The 16477-nt window shown below is 70.3% G+C and carries 18 protein-coding genes and 1 riboswitch; of the genes, 7 read left to right on the forward strand and 11 right to left on the reverse strand.

What is annotated here, in order from left to right; genetic code table 11:
- Positions 1-104: 104 nt before the first annotated feature.
- A riboswitch (cyclic di-AMP (ydaO/yuaA leader) is annotated at positions 105-246 on the reverse strand.
- A 99-nt stretch (positions 247-345) separates the two neighbouring features.
- The gene (locus FAF44_RS29350; RefSeq protein WP_237106538.1) at positions 346-1392 is read left to right on the forward strand and encodes a 3-isopropylmalate dehydrogenase; all 1047 of its coding nucleotides are present in this window, start codon (positions 346-348) and stop codon (positions 1390-1392) included.
- A 242-nt stretch (positions 1393-1634) separates the two neighbouring features.
- Positions 1635-2732 (forward strand): branched-chain amino acid aminotransferase, encoded by a 1098-nt coding sequence (locus tag FAF44_RS29355; RefSeq protein ID WP_237106539.1) that lies wholly within the window; start codon positions 1635-1637, stop codon positions 2730-2732.
- A gap of 15 nt (positions 2733-2747) precedes the next feature.
- Here FAF44_RS29355 and FAF44_RS29360 read toward each other — a convergent pair whose 3' ends face one another.
- Both FAF44_RS29360 and FAF44_RS29365 read right to left on the reverse strand, forming a co-directional pair.
- Complete coding sequence (locus FAF44_RS29360) at positions 2748-3287, reverse strand: Uma2 family endonuclease (protein WP_237106540.1); 540 nt, start codon at positions 3285-3287, stop codon at positions 2748-2750.
- A gap of 107 nt (positions 3288-3394) precedes the next feature.
- Positions 3395-4039: an O-methyltransferase gene (locus FAF44_RS29365; protein WP_237106541.1), complete on the reverse strand. Its 645-nt coding sequence runs from the start codon at positions 4037-4039 to the stop codon at positions 3395-3397.
- A 59-nt stretch (positions 4040-4098) separates the two neighbouring features.
- Between FAF44_RS29365 and FAF44_RS29370 the strand changes: the two genes are divergently transcribed.
- Both FAF44_RS29370 and cimA read left to right on the forward strand, forming a co-directional pair.
- Complete coding sequence (locus FAF44_RS29370; RefSeq protein ID WP_237106542.1) at positions 4099-4752, forward strand: thioredoxin domain-containing protein; 654 nt, start codon at positions 4099-4101, stop codon at positions 4750-4752.
- A gap of 215 nt (positions 4753-4967) precedes the next feature.
- Positions 4968-6542: a citramalate synthase gene (gene cimA / locus FAF44_RS29375; RefSeq protein ID WP_237106543.1), complete on the forward strand. Its 1575-nt coding sequence runs from the start codon at positions 4968-4970 to the stop codon at positions 6540-6542.
- 50 nt (positions 6543-6592) lie between these two features.
- Here cimA and FAF44_RS29380 read toward each other — a convergent pair whose 3' ends face one another.
- Positions 6593-8236 (reverse strand): heparinase II/III family protein, encoded by a 1644-nt coding sequence (locus FAF44_RS29380; protein WP_237106544.1) that lies wholly within the window; start codon positions 8234-8236, stop codon positions 6593-6595.
- Positions 8237-8374: 138 nt separating this feature from the next.
- Between FAF44_RS29380 and FAF44_RS29385 the strand changes: the two genes are divergently transcribed.
- Entirely contained in the window at positions 8375-8971 is a 597-nt protein-coding gene (locus FAF44_RS29385; RefSeq protein ID WP_237106545.1) for an HD domain-containing protein, read from the forward strand.
- A 4-nt stretch (positions 8972-8975) separates the two neighbouring features.
- Here the strand turns inward: FAF44_RS29385 and FAF44_RS29390 are convergent, their stop codons facing one another.
- Genes FAF44_RS29390 through FAF44_RS29420 form a run of 7 tightly spaced genes read right to left on the reverse strand, consistent with a single transcriptional unit; the run spans position 8976 to position 11950 of the window.
- On the reverse strand, positions 8976-9335 hold the full coding sequence (locus FAF44_RS29390; protein ID WP_237106546.1) for an antibiotic biosynthesis monooxygenase: 360 nt from the start codon (positions 9333-9335) through the stop codon (positions 8976-8978).
- A 16-nt stretch (positions 9336-9351) separates the two neighbouring features.
- A complete protein-coding gene (locus tag FAF44_RS29395; RefSeq protein ID WP_237106547.1) occupies positions 9352-9933 on the reverse strand; it encodes an alkaline shock response membrane anchor protein AmaP in 582 nt (193 codons plus the stop codon).
- A complete protein-coding gene (locus FAF44_RS29400) occupies positions 9930-10511 on the reverse strand; it encodes a DUF6286 domain-containing protein (protein ID WP_237106548.1) in 582 nt (193 codons plus the stop codon). The genes FAF44_RS29395 and FAF44_RS29400 overlap by 4 nt, the downstream gene beginning before the upstream one ends.
- Positions 10508-10861 carry an Asp23/Gls24 family envelope stress response protein gene (locus tag FAF44_RS29405; protein WP_237106549.1) on the reverse strand — a complete coding sequence of 118 codons (354 nt, stop codon included), beginning with the start codon at positions 10859-10861 and terminating at the stop codon, positions 10508-10510. The genes FAF44_RS29400 and FAF44_RS29405 overlap by 4 nt, the downstream gene beginning before the upstream one ends.
- Positions 10858-11037, reverse strand: coding sequence for a hypothetical protein (locus FAF44_RS29410; RefSeq protein WP_237106550.1), 180 nt, complete (start codon positions 11035-11037; stop codon positions 10858-10860). Before FAF44_RS29410 ends, FAF44_RS29405 begins: the two co-directional genes overlap by 4 nt.
- Entirely contained in the window at positions 11034-11456 is a 423-nt protein-coding gene (locus FAF44_RS29415) for a hypothetical protein (RefSeq protein ID WP_237106551.1), read from the reverse strand. The genes FAF44_RS29410 and FAF44_RS29415 overlap by 4 nt, the downstream gene beginning before the upstream one ends.
- Positions 11453-11950, reverse strand: coding sequence for an Asp23/Gls24 family envelope stress response protein (locus FAF44_RS29420; protein ID WP_237106552.1), 498 nt, complete (start codon positions 11948-11950; stop codon positions 11453-11455). Before FAF44_RS29420 ends, FAF44_RS29415 begins: the two co-directional genes overlap by 4 nt.
- Positions 11951-12131: 181 nt before the next feature.
- Here FAF44_RS29420 and FAF44_RS29425 point away from each other — a divergent pair, with 181 nt between their 5' ends.
- Both FAF44_RS29425 and gltX read left to right on the forward strand, forming a co-directional pair.
- Positions 12132-12908, forward strand: a complete 777-nt coding sequence (locus tag FAF44_RS29425; protein ID WP_237106553.1) for a fumarylacetoacetate hydrolase family protein — start codon at positions 12132-12134, stop codon at positions 12906-12908.
- A complete protein-coding gene (gene gltX / locus FAF44_RS29430; RefSeq protein WP_308193400.1) occupies positions 12901-14274 on the forward strand; it encodes a glutamate--tRNA ligase in 1374 nt (457 codons plus the stop codon). The genes FAF44_RS29425 and gltX overlap by 8 nt, the downstream gene beginning before the upstream one ends.
- A gap of 122 nt (positions 14275-14396) precedes the next feature.
- Here gltX and FAF44_RS29435 read toward each other — a convergent pair whose 3' ends face one another.
- Positions 14397-16367 (reverse strand): M3 family metallopeptidase, encoded by a 1971-nt coding sequence (locus FAF44_RS29435; protein ID WP_237106554.1) that lies wholly within the window; start codon positions 16365-16367, stop codon positions 14397-14399.
- Positions 16368-16477: the final 110 nt, after the last annotated feature.

Genomic DNA, 16477 nt, shown 5'->3' on the forward strand with positions numbered 1-16477 from the left:
AGATGTGTATAAGAGACAGGCGCTGCGGGGGAGGCCAGGATGAGTCCGGCGGAGGCCGCCGTGAGAACGATGGCCGCGCGGGCCGAGGCGATGTGAGACAGCGGACTGTCCTTCCATGCGGCCGACCGGGTTAGCTGACGGGCTCGGGCCTGGAAGTAGCCCTACGGCGGATGCCGATTCGCCCCTGGGGGAAAGTTGGGTCCCCGGCTCCACGCAACGGTTGTGTGGATTAGGCCTGTCGGACTCTAACGAAACGGTCAAAAGGTCGCAATACGTCAAAAATCGGACGTCCGGCCAATGAGATGATGTGTTCGTCAGGCGAGACGAACCGGTAGGGTTGCCGTCATGGAGTCGCGTAACATCCGCCTGGCCGTCATCCCTGGGGATGGCATCGGCACCGAGGTCGTCGCCGAAGGGCTCAAGGTCCTGGAAGCCGTCGGCACGAAGATCGAGCCCACCCACTACGACCTGGGCGCCGCACGCTACCACCGCACCGGCGAGACGCTCCCGGACACCGTGCTCGACGAGCTGCGCGGTTACGACGCGATCCTGCTCGGCGCCGTCGGCGACCCCAGCGTGCCGCCCGGCATCCTCGAGCGCGACCTGCTGCTGCGACTCCGGTTCGCGTTCGACCACTACGTCAACCTGCGGCCGGTCAAGCTGTTCCCCGGAGTGGCGACCCCGCTGGCCGACACCTCGCCCGAGGACATCGACATGATCGTCGTCCGTGAGGGCACCGAGGGTCTCTACGCCGGCACCGGCGGCGCCATGCGGCGCGGCACCCCGTACGAGATCGCCACCCAGGAGTCGCTCAACACCGCCTACGGCGTCGAGCGCGTGGTGCGTTACGCGTTCGAGAAGGCCAAGTCCCGCCCGCGCAAGAAGCTGACCCTCGTCCACAAGACGAACGTGCTCACCTTCGCCGGCGACCTGTGGCAGCGCACAGTCAACCGGGTGGCCGAGGAGTACCCCGAGGTCAGCACCGACTACTGCCACATCGACGCGGCCTCGATGTTCTTCGTCTCCCAGCCCGGGCGCTTCGACGTGGTCGTCACCGACAACCTGTTCGGCGACATCATCACCGACCTCGGCGCGGCCATCGCCGGCGGCATCGGCCTGGCGGCCAGCGGCAACGTCAACCCGGAGCGCACCACGCCCAGCATGTTCGAGCCGGTGCACGGCAGCGCCCCCGACATCGCCGGGCAGGGCAAGGCCGACCCGACCGCGACCATCCTGTCCGTCGCCATGCTCCTCGACCACCTCGGCCTGAACGACGAGGCGGCCAGGGTCGAGCGGGCGGTCGCCGACGACATCGTGGAGCGCCTGGCCGGCTGGGCCGGCCGGACCACCCACGAGATCGGCGACGACATCACCGCGCGAGTATCCGGCTAGGACCGCCTAGCCCCGACAACGCGCCTGGCGGTCCGACGAGGACGGCCGGGCGCGTTTTTCGTGTACCCGGATCGCACGGCCGATCGGGCCGACCCACCCCCATCGGCCGCTTGCCATCCCATATGGCGAGACAATAGGAAGTACGGGATCGTCCCCCGGGCCAGGCGGCCTCCCGCCGCCGGACGGCCGGGCGGGCAGATTCCGGTAGATTTCGGTAGACCGTAGAGAGAAGGACCGTCGTCATGACCATCGCTCCGAAGCTCAGCTTCGACGTGCAGCTATCCGACCACGCTCGCACCGCGGCCGAGCGGGAGCAGGTACTGGCGAGTCCCGGTTTCGGGCAGACGTTCACCGATCACATGATCTCGATCGACTACACCGAGGGCGAGGGCTGGCACGACGCCAGGCTCCTGCCGTACGGCCCGCTCTCGCTCGACCCGGCCACGTCGGTCTTCCACTACGCGCAGGAACTGTTCGAGGGCCTCAAGGCCTACCGGCAGATCAACGGCTCGATCGTCACGTTCCGCCCGTACGCCAACGCCGCCCGCTTCAACCGCTCGGCCGACCGCATGGCCATGCCCGGCCTGCCCGAGGAGACGTTCGTCGAGTCGCTCGAACTCCTCGTCTCCACCGACAAGGAGTGGGTGCCCACCACCGAGGGGCACAGCCTCTACCTGCGTCCCTTCATGATCGCCACGCAGGCGGGGCTCGGGGTCAACTATCCGTCCAGGACGTACAAGTACATGGTCATCGCCTCGCCGGCGGCCTCGTACTTCACCGGCGGCATCAAGCCCGTCTCCGTGTGGCTGTCCACCGAGTACACGCGGGCCGCACCCGGCGGCACCGGCTTCGCCAAGTGCGGCGGCAACTACGCGGCGGCGTTCGTCGCGCAGCGCCAGGCCGTCGAGAACGGCTGCGACCAGGTGGTGTGGCTGGACGCAGGGGAGCATCGGTACGTCGAGGAGATGGGCGGGATGAACCTGTTCTTCGTCTTCGGCGACAAGCTCGTCACCCCCGCGCTCACCGGCACCCTGCTGCCCGGCATCACCCGGGAGTCGATCCTCGAACTGGCCGCCGACCTGGGGCTGGAGACCGAGGAGCGGCTCATCACCGTCGACGAGTGGCAGGAGGCGAGCGCGTCCGGCGACCTCACCGAGGTCTTCGCGTGCGGCACGGCGGCCGTGGTGACGCCGGTGGGCACGGTCAAGGGCGCCGACCGCTCCTGGACCATCGCCGACGGCACGCCCGGCCCGGTGACGATGCGGGTGCGCGAGGAACTCGTGGGCATCCAGTACGGCGCCCGCCCCGACACCCACCACTGGATCCACAAGGTCGGCTGAATCCGCGAAGGGGGCTCACCACAGCCCCCGGGTCGTGAGGGCCAGCCGCCAGGGCGCGGGCAACTGGAGCGGCTGGCCGGCCCCCGCGGTGACCTCCCCGCCGTAGCGGTGCGGGCCGGGCCCGCTGTAGAGCCTGATCGTCCGCTGCGCCGGATCGGCGACCAGGTAGAGCGGCGCCCCGGCCGAGGCGTAGCCGTTCGGCTTGACGTGGTAGTGCTCGTAGGCGGTGCCGGCGGACATGACGTCCACGATCAGCAGCGTCGAGTCGCCGTAGACCGCGTGGTCCATGCGCATGCGCGGGCAGCGCGGCACGACGGTGAGGTGCGGCACGTACCGGTCGGCGTGCTGCTCCAGGTAGACGGTGATGTCGGACCAGATCTCCCAGCCGCGCTCGACGGCCGGGCCGATGAGCTGGCGCATGAGGCCGAAGACGATCGTGTTCTGCTGCCACGTGCCGGACTCGTTGACCACGATCCGGCCGCGGGCCATCTCCACCCGGTACTCCGGCAGCAGATCCCGCACGGTGCGGTAGCGCTCTTCGAGCGGCCCGGCCATGTCTCGGCCCTTCTTCAGTCGCGGAGGGGTGACCGAGCGTATGCCGGGCGGGGGGTGTGAAGACAGGGCGTGCGGCCGGGATCTCGCCAGGTCCCGGCCGCTCCGGCCTAGTTCTTTCTGATCATCGCCATCCCGTCGGCGACCGGCAGGGTGAGCACCGTCACCCGGGGATCCGCCATCACCAGGTCGTTGAACTGCCGCATCTGCACCGTCGTCGGCTCGTCGTGCGCCGGATCGGCCACCCAGCCCCTGCGCAGCGTGTTGTCCGCCAGCAGCAGGCCGCCCGGCCGCAGCCGGTCCATCAGCAGTTCGTAGTAGACCGGGTAGTTGCCCTTGTCGGCGTCGAGGAAGGCCAGGTCGATGGGCTGGTCGAAGCGGGTGAGCGTGTCCGCGGCCGGGCCGAGCGTGAGCGTCACCCGGTCCGAGAGCCCGGCCCGCTCCCAGTAGCGGCGGGCCACGGACGTCCACTCCTCGCTCACGTCGAAGCAGTGCAGGGTGCCGCCGGACAGCCCGCGTGCGATGCACACGGACGAATACCCGGTGAACGTGCCCACCTCCACGACCACCTCGGGCGCCATGACCTGCGTGATCATGGTGAGGAAGCGGCCCTGGTCGAAGGAGATCTGCATCATCGAGTTCTCGCCCGCGACCTGCGCGGTCTCCTGTTCGAGCGCGCGCAGCAGGGCGTCGGGCGCGGTGGTGTGCTCGGAGACGTACCGCGCGACGGCCGGGTCAAGGAGGTATGCCTTCATGCGGCCATTGTTTCGGTTTCGGGTAAGGTCTGCGCGATCAATGACGTGAGAGTGGGCTGATGATGAAGCGGTTGATGGCGGTCGCGCTGGCGTGCGCGGCGATCGTCGTGCTCGGTGTGCTGGCGTTGTCCGGACCGGGCGCGTCGTCCTCCGGCTCCGGCGAGGTGACGCTGACCCGGCAGGCGGACGGCTCGATGATCCTGGCCGACCTGAAGAGCGAGGCCCCCGTGCTGGACGTCTACGAGGACTTCGACTGTCCCGTCTGCAAGGACATGCACGCCAAGGTGGACGCCACGATCAGGAAGATGGCCGCGGAGCGCAAGGTCAAGGTCGTCTTCCACACCGTGACGATCTTCAGGGACGAGCCCATGCGCTCCAACTCCGTCCGCGCCGCCGCGGCCTCCCGCTGCGTGCCGGAGGAGAACTGGCTGGCCTTCAGGGACGAGGTGTACGCCATGCAGCCCGCGCCGCACGGCGTGGCCTCCGGTTTCACCGTCGAGGAGCTGACCAGGGCGGCGCGCAAGGCCGGCGCGTCGGTGGACGAGTGCGTCACGTCACAGTCGTACGCGAAGGCGCACCTGACGGAGACGGCCAAGATCCCGCTGGAGGGCACGCCGACCGTGGTGCTCGACGGCCAGATCCTGGGCAACGAGGCGTTCGACCCGGCGGCGCTGGAACGCCTGATCACCGGGGGCGTCGGAGTCCGGGTCTGAGACCGGTCCCGGGGCGGTGTCCCACGAGGTGAGATCGTTGTGCCAAATGGTGAGTCGGTATGGCAGACTGGGCGGCACCATGTTCTACGGTCTGCTCATTATCGGCAGGCGCGCTGGCTAACGCAGGGACACCGCCAGCGCGCAGACCTCTCACGTCCGTGAGGGGTCTTTTTGTTTTCCCGATCCAGCACGGATTCCCCGGAGAAGAGAGATTCATGGCCGACGACCGCTTCCACGTATACGACACGACGCTGCGTGACGGCGCACAGCAGGAGGGCCTCAACCTCACCGTCGCCGACAAGCTCGCCGTCGCGCGACACCTGGACGGCCTGGGCGTCGGTTTCATCGAAGGGGGCTGGCCGGGCGCCAACCCCAAGGACACAGAGTTCTTCAGGCGTGCCCAGACCGAGCTCGACCTGAAGCACGCGCAGCTCGCCGCGTTCGGCGCGACCCGCCGGGCAGGCGTGCAGGCCGCCGACGACCCTTTGGTGGCCGCTCTGCGCGAATCCGGCGCGCCGGTCGTGACCCTTGTCGCCAAGAGCCACGACCGGCACGTGGAGCTGGCCCTCCGCACGACTCTTCAGGAGAACCTCGCGATGATCCGCGACACGGTCTCCCACCTCCGTGCGGAGGGCCAGCGGGTCTTCCTCGACGCCGAGCACTTCTTCGACGGCTACAGGTCCAACCCGGCGTACGCGCTGGAGGTGCTCAGGACCGCCGCCGAGGCGGGCGCCGACGTCATCGCCCTGTGCGACACCAACGGCGGCATGCTCCCCGACGAGCTGGCCGAGATCGTCCAGGACGCCGTGCGCACCAGCGCCCGCGTCGGCATCCACTGCCACGACGACACCGGCTGCGCCGTCGCCAACACCCTGGCGGCCGTCAAGGCGGGCGCCACGCACGTCCAGGGCTGCGCCAACGGCTACGGCGAGCGCTCGGGCAACGCCAACCTCTTCACGGTCGTGGCGAACCTCCAGCTCAAGCGGGGCTTCGAGCTCGTGCCCCAGGAGTCGCTGGCCGAGATGACCCGCATCGCCCACGCCATCACCGAGGTCACCAACGTCACTCCCAACTCGCACGCCCCGTACGTCGGCACCTCCGCCTTCGCCCACAAGGCCGGCCTGCACGCCAGCGCCATCAAGGTCGATCCCAACCTGTACCAGCACATCGACCCCGCCCAGGTGGGCAACGACATGCGCATGCTCGTCTCCGACATGGCGGGCCGCGCCTCGGTCGAGCTCAAGGGCCGCGAGCTGGGCTACGAGCTGACCCCCGAGCACACCAAGGCGCTGGTCGAGCGGGTCAAGGACCTGGAGGCCAGGGGCTTCACGTTCGAGGCCGCCGACGCCTCGTTCGAGCTGCTGCTGCGCGACACCGTGCACGGCGAGCGCAAGCGCCACTTCGACGTCGAGTCCTGGCGCGTGATCGTCGAGCGCACCAAGGGCGGCGAACTGGTCAGCGAGGCCACGGTCAAGCTGCACGCCAAGGGCGAGCGCATCGTGGCCACCGGCGACGGCAACGGCCCCGTCAACGCCCTCGACAAGGCCGTGCGCCAGGCGCTGGAGCAGCTCTACCCCGAGCTGGCCATGCTGGAGCTGGTCGACTTCAAGGTCCGCATCCTGGAGGGCACCCACGGCACCGACGCCGTCACCCGGGTGCTCATCACCTCCAGCGACGAGAGCGCCGAGTGGGCCACGGTCGGCGTGGCCGAGAACATCATCGACGCCTCGTGGCAGGCCCTGGAGCAGGCGGTCACGTACGGCCTGCTGCGCGCGGGCCGCGAGTGCTGACCGGACCGTCAGATCGGTCCGGCTAGATCGGTCCGGCTTAATCAGTCCGGCTAGATCAGTCCGGCGGAGAAGGACACGCCGTCCACCGTGACCTTCCCGCCGGAGCAGGACACCTTGGGCGAGTCCGTCCCCGGCACGACGACCGTCAGCAGCGACTTCGCCGCCGGGGACACCACCACGGCGGTGGCCTGCTTCGACAGGTACGTGGGGGAGACCCAGCCGAGCTTGCCGCCCCGCTCCACCTTCTGCCCGCCGACCTTGGCGCACGAGGAGAGCTGCAGCAGGGTGACCTTGAACTTGCCGTCGCCCAGCACCACCTTGCCGCCGCTGTTGGAGACGACCTTGAGCGACGGGGCGAAGCGCCAGATGTTGCGGATCTTCTTGCCGCCGGAGGCCGTGTCCAGCACCGCCATCAGGTCGTCGCCGTGGTTGACCAGCACCGACCTGGTGCGGCTGACCCCGTACGCCTGGTCGGTCAGCTTGAACGCCTGCCGGTCCTTGCCCTGGCTCGTCTTGACGAGCTTGCTGGCAGTCCTCGGCCGGAACTTCGCCCCGGCCACCGTCGGCACGTTGTGGGCCTCGGGCGAGAGCGTCCAGTAGCGGTAGGAGCTCTTCTCGTAGGAGTGGAACCCGCCGTCCACCAGGATGTCGCGGCCCTGCGCGTAGTACGTCACGCCCAGGTGGTCCTCGTGCCCGTGGAACTTCATGCCGGGCCCGTACCTGATCGAGTAGTACGCCGACTCCGGCTCGCCCCAGGCGGTGCGGCCGAAGACGTACCCGGCGCGGTACGTCCTGACCTCCTGCTTCGGCGTGCCGGTCTCCATCTTCGGCTCGGTCTCGGCGCTGCCGTCGCCGAGCGGCACCATGTAGCCGTTGGGCATGGTGGAGTGGGCGATGAAGTCCTTCAGCGCCTCGGCCCGCTTGGCGATCTCGCCGGGGACCTTGCGCTCGCACGCCTTCATGTTGGTCATGGCGACCTGGAGCCGGCCGTACACGTAGACGGCGTACCTCGGGGCCTGTTCCATGAGCGCGCCCTGGGCGTCCACGTCCAGCTTCACCGTGCCGGTCAGCCGCTTGGAGGCCAGGTCGGACCAGTCGTCGCGGCCGTAGCGGCAGCCGATGCCCATGAGCGCGATGTCCTGGTCGATGCCGTGGTTGTGGCCCTTCTTGTACAGGCGTGCGTCGGACAGCAGCCGGGCGTGCGCGGCCAGGCTGTCCTTCAGCCAGCTCGCGGTGACGTGCCTGCTCAGGCAGAGCAGCGGCTGAGTGCGCAGCGAGACCGGGTGGTCCTTCCAGACGTAGTCGCGGGTGCCGCGGGCGCCGTACTTGTTGTGCTCGGCCCAGTCCTTGGCGATCTCGGTGGCGCGGTCGAGGTAGCGCCGCTCGCCGGTGTTCTCGTACTCGACGACGAGGGTGCCCATCCAGCGCAGCGAGTGGAAGACGAACTCCCACGACCTGTTCCGGTACGGGCTCGCGTTCCAGTCGATGTTCTTGCCCAGCTTGTGGACGGGCAGCCCGACCAGGGAGATCTCGCCCTTCATGACGTCCTCGGCGGTCGGCGTGCCGGGCAGCCAGTCGCCCTGGCACTCGGCGGTACGCACGACCTTGTCAGCCGCCTGCGCGGAGCTGCCCCCGCCCCCCATGACGGCGCCGGTTGCGAGTATGAGGGCGAGAGGGATCGCGAGGCGGCGCACGCCGTGTTCCTTCCGGACAAAAAGATGAGGGCGGGACATGCTTTCGGAATCACGATCAACTGGTCAAGCCGAGTGCCCGTTTCGTTAGCGGCCCGAGGTTCCACCGGCATTCCGGGCGGCGGTGAGATGCTGGTGAGCGTGAGATTCGACGACCTGGTGCTGCCCGACACGCCCGTCTGCCGCGGCGCCCTCGAGGTGGCCACCCAGTACCACACGCCCTCGCTGCTCAACCACTCGATCCGCGCCTACCTGTGGGCGGCGGCGTACGCCCAGGGCAACGGCATCCCGTTCGACGCCGAACTGCTGTACGTGTCGGCCCTGCTGCACGACATCGGGCTGTCCGCCGAGTTCGACAGCCACACGATCCCGTACGAGGAGGCCGGCGGGCACGTCGCCTGGGCCTTCTGCGCGGGGGCGGGATGGTCACCCGAGCGGCGCACGCGGGCCTGCGAGGTGATCATCCGGCACATGTGGGAAGAGGTGCCCCTGGAGGAGGACCCCGAGGGACACCTGCTCGAACTGTCCACCGGCATGGACATCTCGGGCCGCCGTACGGACGAGATCCCCGCGGCGGTGCGCGCGGAGGTGCTGGAGCGTCACCCGCGGCTGGAGATCGCCAAGGAGTTCAGCGTGTGCATCGCCGACCAGGGGGCGCGCAAGCCGTCGAGCTTCGCGGCCCGGTTCGTGCGCGGCGGCATCGTGGACCGCATCCTGCGCAACCCGTTCGACGGCTGACCCGTCACGCCTTGGGGCCGGTGCTCTCGGCGACCTCGAACGACCACATCTCGGACCCCGTCGCCGCGGGCCCCTGCCCGTGCCCGTGACCCTGCCCGTGACCCTGCCCGTGTCCGGCCTGGGCCGCCGCCTGGGCGTGGCCACGCTGGAACGCCTCGCCCTTCTGCCAGTTCTCGAAGTCCTCCTCCGAACGCCAGCGCGTGTAGACGAGGTACCGCTCCGTACCCCCCACCGGCCGCAGCAGCTCGAACCATTCGAAGCCGTCGGCCGACTCCACCATCCCGGCGCGGCTGGAGAAACGCTTCTCCAGCTCTTCCCGCATGGCGGCGGGCACGGTCAGCACGTTGATCTTCACGACGGACACGGAGGAACCCCTCTCGTCAGCGCACGACTCGGTGCGGCGCAGGTGAGGGCTCCAGGCTAACGCGGGCCACCGCCGGCACCCGATCCCGGTCCAGCGCGTCCCGCACGTGCGGCAGCGCGACCGTGGACAGGTGACGGGTCAGCTCGTCCATGGGGGCCGCCTCGTCGGCGACCACGCGCAGCCGCACCTCGGGGCGGGTGCCCACCAGGTGCGCGGCGGCGTGGAAGACGGAGGGACCCGACTCCACGTCGGCGGCGACCGCGCGGTCGATGCCGCCCGCCGACAAGTCGGTGACGCCCTCGGGGCCGGCCTCGACGCGCAGCGCGCGCCGCGGCTCCGCACGCCCCTGCACGAGCAGCCAGCGCAGCGCCAGCGCCGCGACGACCAGCGCCGCCAGCGCCAGCAGCCACCAGATCCACGGGCTGGTACGCGCGAAGAACGCGACCACGTTGCCGTCCACGACCGTCGTCCGAGCGGCGGCCCAGTTCTGCGGGAACGCGCCCAGCCCGCGGGCCAGCGCCGAGCCGCCCAGGACCGTCAGCGCCAGCCCGACCAGCCCCAGCCCCCAGCGGTTGCCCCGCCCGGTCTTCCTGTTCACCGCTGCTCCTTGACGTGCACGGCCACCCGGTACGGCTCCACGAGGTCGAGCGCGGCCAGCCTGCTGAGCACGGCGCCGCGCACGTCCTGGCCGAACCCGTCCGTCTCGCGGGCGTACGTGGTCGGCGTGACGGCGAACGTGTGCCCGCGCCTGGTGGCCCGGGCCGAGCGCACGCCCGGCACCTGTTCGGCCGCGTGCGCCAGCGCCCGGGTGACGCTCCTGGGCCGCAGGCCGATGATCAGATCGGGATCGCCGCTGCGTACGGGCACCATGCTGGGCCGGCCCGGCACCAGCGCGACGGCCAGCAGCCCCAGCCCGATCAGCGCCACGACCGCCGAACCGAGCAACATCCGCGGGTCCGACCACAGCGTGGAGCCCGCCCCGGCCAGCAGGCGGTCGTACGGGATCCAGCGCAGGGGCCGCCCGGCCAGCCCCGAGAGCGTCTCGGCGAGGACGAGCAGGCTCAGCAGCGCGAGCAGGGCGGCGACGATCATGGCGGGCACCCGCCGGGACGGGCGGAAGGCCCGCAGCGCGGCCCGGTCCGCGGCCCGCTCGCCGGCCTTGGAGCGCGCCCTCATGACCGGGCTCCGCCCACGTCGGTCACGGTGATGTCCACGCGCGTGACGTCCAGGCCGGTCTGGGTTTCGAGGCGGTGGATCACGTGTTCCCTGAGCCGGGCCGCCACCGCGGGCAGCGGCGCGGGGTAGGCCACGCGCACGTTGAGCCGCACCGTGGCCCGGCCGCCGTGCACCTCGCTCGCCGACGGGGCCCACGGCAGGCCGCGCGGTTCGACGCCGCGGACCTCGGGCACCTCTCCCGCCGCCAGGCAGGCGATCTTGGCGACCACCCGGTCGGCGATCTCCGTACGTCCGCGCCGCTCCGGCGACGGCAGGGGGACGGGCCGCTGGGCGGGCACCAGGGTGGTCATTTGCGCCTCGGGGACAGGTTGATCTCGCCGGTCTCGACGACCCGCCCGATCAGGAAGCCGACCGCGCCCAGGACGAGGACGAGCAGGAACGCGCCCAGCCCGCCGAACGCCCCGGCCATCCCGAGCACGAGGCCCACGGCCATGCCAATGATCGGCGTCCACTGGATGTTGTTCATGATCCCTCCACGATGATGTCGTCGATGCGCACATGCACCGGGCGCTCTCCGGCCAGGTCCGCCACCGTCCGCCGCACCTGGTCGGCGGTCTCCGGCAGCGGGCGGTCCAGTGTGGCGACGATGGCGATCTCCACCGCGTCCTCGCCCGCCGACACGCCCGGGAGGCGCTCGCCGGGCAGGTACGTGGCCACCGTCCCGAACGGTCCGCCGGACAGCCCGGCCACCCCGGGGCAGGCCCGTGCCCGATCGGCGATGAGCCGCGCCTCCGTGCCGGGGCCGGGGCGGGGCTCGGCGGTCTCCGCCGGAGCGCCCGCGCCCGAGCCCGGCCCGGCGGCGGTGCCCGCGGGCGCGCCTGTCCGTGGGCCGGGCCGCGCGGTGGCGTCCGCCGGAGTTCCGGGGCCGATCGGGGCGTCCGTCATCGGACCCGGGGCTCCTGCTCCACGTTCGCCGCGCGTCCGCCGGGCCCGCGGTCGCTGTCGCGGTCCTGCTCGGGCAGGTGCACGTCGTCCACCCGGATGTTGACCTCGGTGACCTCCAGCCCGCACATGCGTTCGACCGCCGCGATGACGTTCCTGCGCACGGCCGCCGCCAGGTCGGGGATCGCGGTGCCGTACTCGGCCACCAGGTCGAGGTCCACGGCCGTCTGCCGTTCGCCGACCTCGACCGACACGCCCTGGGCGACGTTGGGGTCCCCGCCGACGATGCCCCGCACGCTGCCGATCGCCCGCGCGGCTCCGCCGCCCATGGCCCACACCCCGGAGACCTCCCGGGCCGCCAGGCCGGCGATCTTGGCGACGACGCTGTCGTCGATGCTCGTGATGCCTTTCTCCGTGACCAGTGAGGTCGCGCTTTCCTGGGTCCTGGCCCGCGGCACGGTTCCCGCCGCTACGGCTCCCGTGGGCCGATTGGACATCGTGTCCGACACGATCCGTCACCCCCTAGGTGTCTGCTCCGCAGGCAGAACTAACCCCACTAACACCCTCGAAGCCCCACAAAACGGACTCTGGGTCGAAAATTGGCGGGCTCCTGACCCGGTCCGGGTAGCGCGCGAAAAGGTGGGCGGACCCCTCCGGCGGCGGCGATAGCCTTGTCGGGTGCGTATAGCGAGGTTCTCCACAGGCGAAGGCGTCTCGTTCGGCGTGGTCGAAGGCGGCCCCGGCGAGGAGCTCGTCTCCACGATCTCCGGCCACCCCTTCGGGCAGGTGCAGTTCACCGGCGAGCGATTCCCGCTGAGCCAGGTGAAGCTGCTGGCCCCGATGTTGCCGAGCAAGGTCGTCGCCATCGGCAGAAACTACGCCGAGCACGCGGCCGAGCTGGGCAACGAGGTGCCGGAGGAGCCGCTCATCTTCATGAAGCCGTCCACCTCGGTGATCGGCCACGGCGAGAACATCGCCTACCCGACCTCGCTGTCCGACCGCGTCGACTTCGAGGGCGAGCTGGCCGTCGTGATCGGCCGGCTCTGCCGCGAGGTGCCGGTCGAGCGGGTCAAGGACGTCATCTTCGGCTACACCTGCGCCAACGACGTCACCGCGCGCGACCTGCAGAAGAAGGACGTCCAGTTCACCCGGGCCAAGGGCTTCGACACGTTCTGCCCGCTCGGCCCCTGGATCCAGACCGATCTCGACGCGAGCGACCTGGCGCTGACGACCACGGTCAACGGCGAGATCCGGCAGAGCGGGCGCACCAGCCGGCTCATCAACGACATCCCCGCGCTGGTGGCCTACGTCAGCGCGGTCATGACCCTGATCCCCGGCGACGTCATCCTGACCGGCACTCCGGCGGGCGTCGGCCCGCTCGAGATCGGCGACGAGGTCAGCGTCGGCATCGAAGGCATCGGCACACTCACGAACAAGGTGGTCTCCCGTGACTGACGTACGGGTCCGGTTCGCTCCGTCCCCAACCGGCATGTTCCACGTCGGCGGCGCCCGTACGGCGCTGTTCAACTGGGCGCTGGCCGAGCAGTCCGGCGGTCGCTTCGTGCTGCGCATCGAGGACACCGACGCGTCGAGGAACCGGCCGGAATGGACCGAGGGCATCATCTCCGCCCTCGACTGGATCGGCATCAACGGCACCAACCCGGTCTTCGAGGGCCCCTACTTCCAGTCGGCCTACGAGCCGCAGCACCGCGAGGCCGTGGCCAAGCTGCTGGCCGACGGCCGGGCCTACTACTGCGACTGCACGCGCGAGGCCCTCGTGGCGCGTACCGGCTCCGAGCACAAGGGCTACGACGGCCACTGCCGCGACCGGGGCCTGACCGACGGCGCCGTCCGCTTCCGCACGCCCGACGAGGGCGTGACCGTGGTGACCGACCTCGTGCGCGGGAACGTGGAGTTCCCCAACGAGGCGCAGGAGGACTTCGTCATCGCCCGCACCGACGGCTCGCCGCTCTACGTGCTGGCCAACGCGGTCGACGACGTCACCCAGGGCATCACCCACGTCGTCCGGGGCGAGGAGCATCTGGGCAACGCGGCCAAGCAGATGCTGCTCTGGCCGGCGCTGGGCGCCACGCCGCCGGTGTGGGCGCACCTGCCGGTGATCGTCAACGAGCAGCGCAAGAAGCTGTCCAAGCGCCGCGACAAGGTGGCGCTCGAGGACTACCGCGCCGACGGCTACCTGGCCGAGGCCATGGTCAACTACCTCATGCTGCTCGGCTGGGGCCCCGGCGAAGACCGCGAGATCATGCCGTGGTCGGAGATGGCGCCGCTGTTCAGGCTGGAGGACGTCAACTCCGCCAGCGCGTTCTTCGACGAGAAGAAGCTGCGGGCCTTCAACGGCGAGTACATCAGGGCGCTGCCGCTGGAGACGTTCGAGGAGCGCTGCACGCCCTACCTCGAGCCGTCCTGGGACCGTGAGCTGTTCAGCAAGGTCGCCGTGCTGGCGCAGACGCGGCTCGCGGTGCTGTCGGAGATCCGGCAGAACGTCGACTTCCTCTTCCTGGAGGAGCCCGTCTTCGACCAGGCGTCCTGGGACAAGGCCATGAAGAACGCCCCCGAGGAGATCCTCACCGGTTACCTCGCGCGCCTGGAGGCCGTGAGCTGGGACCCTGAGTCGCTCAAGCAGGCGCTGGAGGAGGTCGGCACGGCCCACGGGCTCAAGCTGGGCAAGGCCCAGGCGCCGGTGCGGGTGGCGATCACCGGCCGTACGGTGGGCCTGCCGCTGTTCGAGTCGATCGAGGTGCTGGGCCGCGAGCGCGCCCAGGACCGGCTGCGCGCCGCGCTGGCCCGCCTGCGCGGCTGAACCTCATCTCTCCGCCCGGACCGCTCCGGGCGGAGAACGCGACGGCCCACCGCGCACGATCACGCGATGGGCCGCCGCACGCTCAGCCCTGGACCGGACGAGACAGCTCGGACCGGACCCGCTCAGACCAGGCCGCGCCGCTCGAGCAGCGGCCGGATGCTGGGCTCACGCCCCCGGAAGTTGCGGAAGGCCGTCAGCGGGTCGAGGCTCCCGCCCCTGGACAGCAGCTCGCGGCGGAAGTGGTCGCCGTTCGCCCGGGTGAGCCCGCCGTTCTCCTTGAACCACTCCACGCTCTCCGCGTCGAGCACCTCGCTCCAGATGTAGGAGTAGTACCCCGCGCTGTAGCCGCCCGAGAAGACGTGGGCGAAGTAGTTGGACCGGTAACGGGGCCGCACCAGCGGGAAGGCGATCCCGGCCGCCTCCAGCGCGGCCGCCTCGAACGCCTCGGGGTCGGCCACCGTCTCGCCGGGGGACAGCCGGTGCCAGGCCCAGTCGAGCAGCGTGGCGGCGAGGTACTCGACCGTCATGAAGCCCTGGTTGAACATCTCGGACGCCTGCAGCTTCTCCACCAGCTCGGCCGGCATCGGCTCGCCCGTCTCGTGGTGCCTGGCGTAGTTGGCCAGCACCTCGGGCCAGGTCACCCACATCTCGTTGACCTGCGACGGGTACTCGACGAAGTCGCGCGGCACGCTGGTGCCCGAGACACGCGGGAAGCGCACCCGCGAGAACAGCCCGTGCAGCGCGTGCCCGAACTCGTGGAAGGCCGTGTTCACCTCCTCGTACGTCAGCAGCGTCGGCCCCGAGGCCGGCTTGGTGACGTTGAGGTTGTTGATCACCACCGGCCGCAGCCCGAACAGGTGCGACTGGTCGACCAGGTTGTTCATCCATGCGCCGCCGCGCTTGCCCTGCCTGGCGTACGGGTCGAGCACGAACAGCCCCAGCGGGCCGCCGTCCTCGTCGGACACCTCGAACACGGTCACGTCGGGGTGGTAGCCGCGCAGCTCGGGCCGTTCGGCGAAGGTGATCCCGTACAGCTTGGTGGCGGCGAAGAACACGCCGTCGCGGTAGACCCGGTTCAGCTCGAAGTACGGGCGCATCGCGGCACTGTCGAACTCGTAGCGGGCCTGGCGCACCTTCTCGGAGTAGTACGACCAGTCCCACGGCTCGATCTCGAACCCGGCCTGCTCCGTCAGCGCCTCGGCCTCCCTCCGCGCGTTGCGCACGGCGGGGCCGACGAGCTGGCCGAGCATGTCCTCGACCGCCTCCACGGTCTTGGCCGTCTGGTCGGCCACCACGTAGGCCGCGTGGCTGGGGAACCCGAGCAGCGCCGCCCGCTCGGCCCGCAGCGCCGTGATCCTGGCCGCCAGCGCGAAGTTGCCGGGGGCGCGGCCGACGCTCAGCTCGTACAGGCGGCGGCGCACGTCGCGGTCGGTGAGCTGGGCCAGGCCGGGCTGGGCGGTGAAGTTGAGCAGCGGCAGGGTGTAGGTGCCGTCGTCCTTGCGCAGCGACTCGATCTTGGCCTCGTCGAAGCCGTCGAGCTCCTTGGGATCGGTCACCACCAGCGCCGATTCCGTGGACGCCTTCAGCAGGCTCTGCGCGAACTCCGTGGAGAGCTTCGACAGCTCCTCGTTGAGCGCGCGCAGCCGCTCCTGCTCCGGCTCGGACAGGTCGGCCCCGGCCCTGATGAAGTCGTCGCGGTACTTCTCCAGCAGCCAGGACTCCTCGGCGTCCGCCGTGCTGACCTGCTTGATCCTGGCCCAGAGCGGGCGGTTCAGCCGGATCGCGTCGTTGTGCCGGGTGAGCTGCGGAGAGATCTCCTTCTCGATCTTCATGATGCCGTCGGTCGTGTTGGACGAGGCGATGCTGAAGAAGACCGTGGCCGTGCGGTCGAGGATCCGGCCCGACCGTTCGATCGCGGCGATCGTGTTGTCGAACGACGGCGGCTCGGCGCTGCTCGCGATCGACTCGACCTCGGCGAGTTGCTCTGCCATGCCGCGCTCGAACGCCGGCAGGTAGTGCTCCTCGCGGATGTCGGCGAAGGGCGGCAGCTCGTACGGCAGGTCGCTGGGGGCGAAGAACGGATTCTCAGCCAACGCTTGGGCTCCTCCACGTGGTGTTTTGTCCCTCTCAGCTTGGCACGCCCGGGCGTGTGCTGCGGGCCGCGGAGGGGCGGGTCGGCCAATCGTTTTGGCCTTAGCCCCCG

Origin of the sequence: Nonomuraea sp. MG754425 (assembly GCF_021699195.1) — a bacterium.
In the GTDB taxonomy this organism is placed as follows: Bacteria; Actinomycetota; Actinomycetes; order Streptosporangiales; family Streptosporangiaceae; genus Nonomuraea.

Coding starts and splice junctions, on each gene's coding strand:
- FAF44_RS29415 (WP_237106551.1), bottom strand. CDS start 11,456: ATGACGGACGCCCCGATCGGCCCCGGAACTCCGGCGGACGCCACCGCG.
- FAF44_RS29355 (WP_237106539.1), top strand. CDS start 1,635: ATGACCATCGCTCCGAAGCTCAGCTTCGACGTGCAGCTATCCGACCAC.
- FAF44_RS29350 (WP_237106538.1), top strand. CDS start 346: ATGGAGTCGCGTAACATCCGCCTGGCCGTCATCCCTGGGGATGGCATC.
- FAF44_RS29400 (WP_237106548.1), bottom strand. CDS start 10,511: ATGAGGGCGCGCTCCAAGGCCGGCGAGCGGGCCGCGGACCGGGCCGCG.
- FAF44_RS29365 (WP_237106541.1), bottom strand. CDS start 4,039: ATGAAGGCATACCTCCTTGACCCGGCCGTCGCGCGGTACGTCTCCGAG.
- FAF44_RS29420 (WP_237106552.1), bottom strand. CDS start 11,950: ATGTCCAATCGGCCCACGGGAGCCGTAGCGGCGGGAACCGTGCCGCGG.
- cimA (WP_237106543.1), top strand. CDS start 4,968: ATGGCCGACGACCGCTTCCACGTATACGACACGACGCTGCGTGACGGC.
- FAF44_RS29360 (WP_237106540.1), bottom strand. CDS start 3,287: ATGGCCGGGCCGCTCGAAGAGCGCTACCGCACCGTGCGGGATCTGCTG.
- FAF44_RS29370 (WP_237106542.1), top strand. CDS start 4,099: ATGATGAAGCGGTTGATGGCGGTCGCGCTGGCGTGCGCGGCGATCGTC.
- FAF44_RS29405 (WP_237106549.1), bottom strand. CDS start 10,861: ATGACCACCCTGGTGCCCGCCCAGCGGCCCGTCCCCCTGCCGTCGCCG.
- FAF44_RS29410 (WP_237106550.1), bottom strand. CDS start 11,037: ATGAACAACATCCAGTGGACGCCGATCATTGGCATGGCCGTGGGCCTC.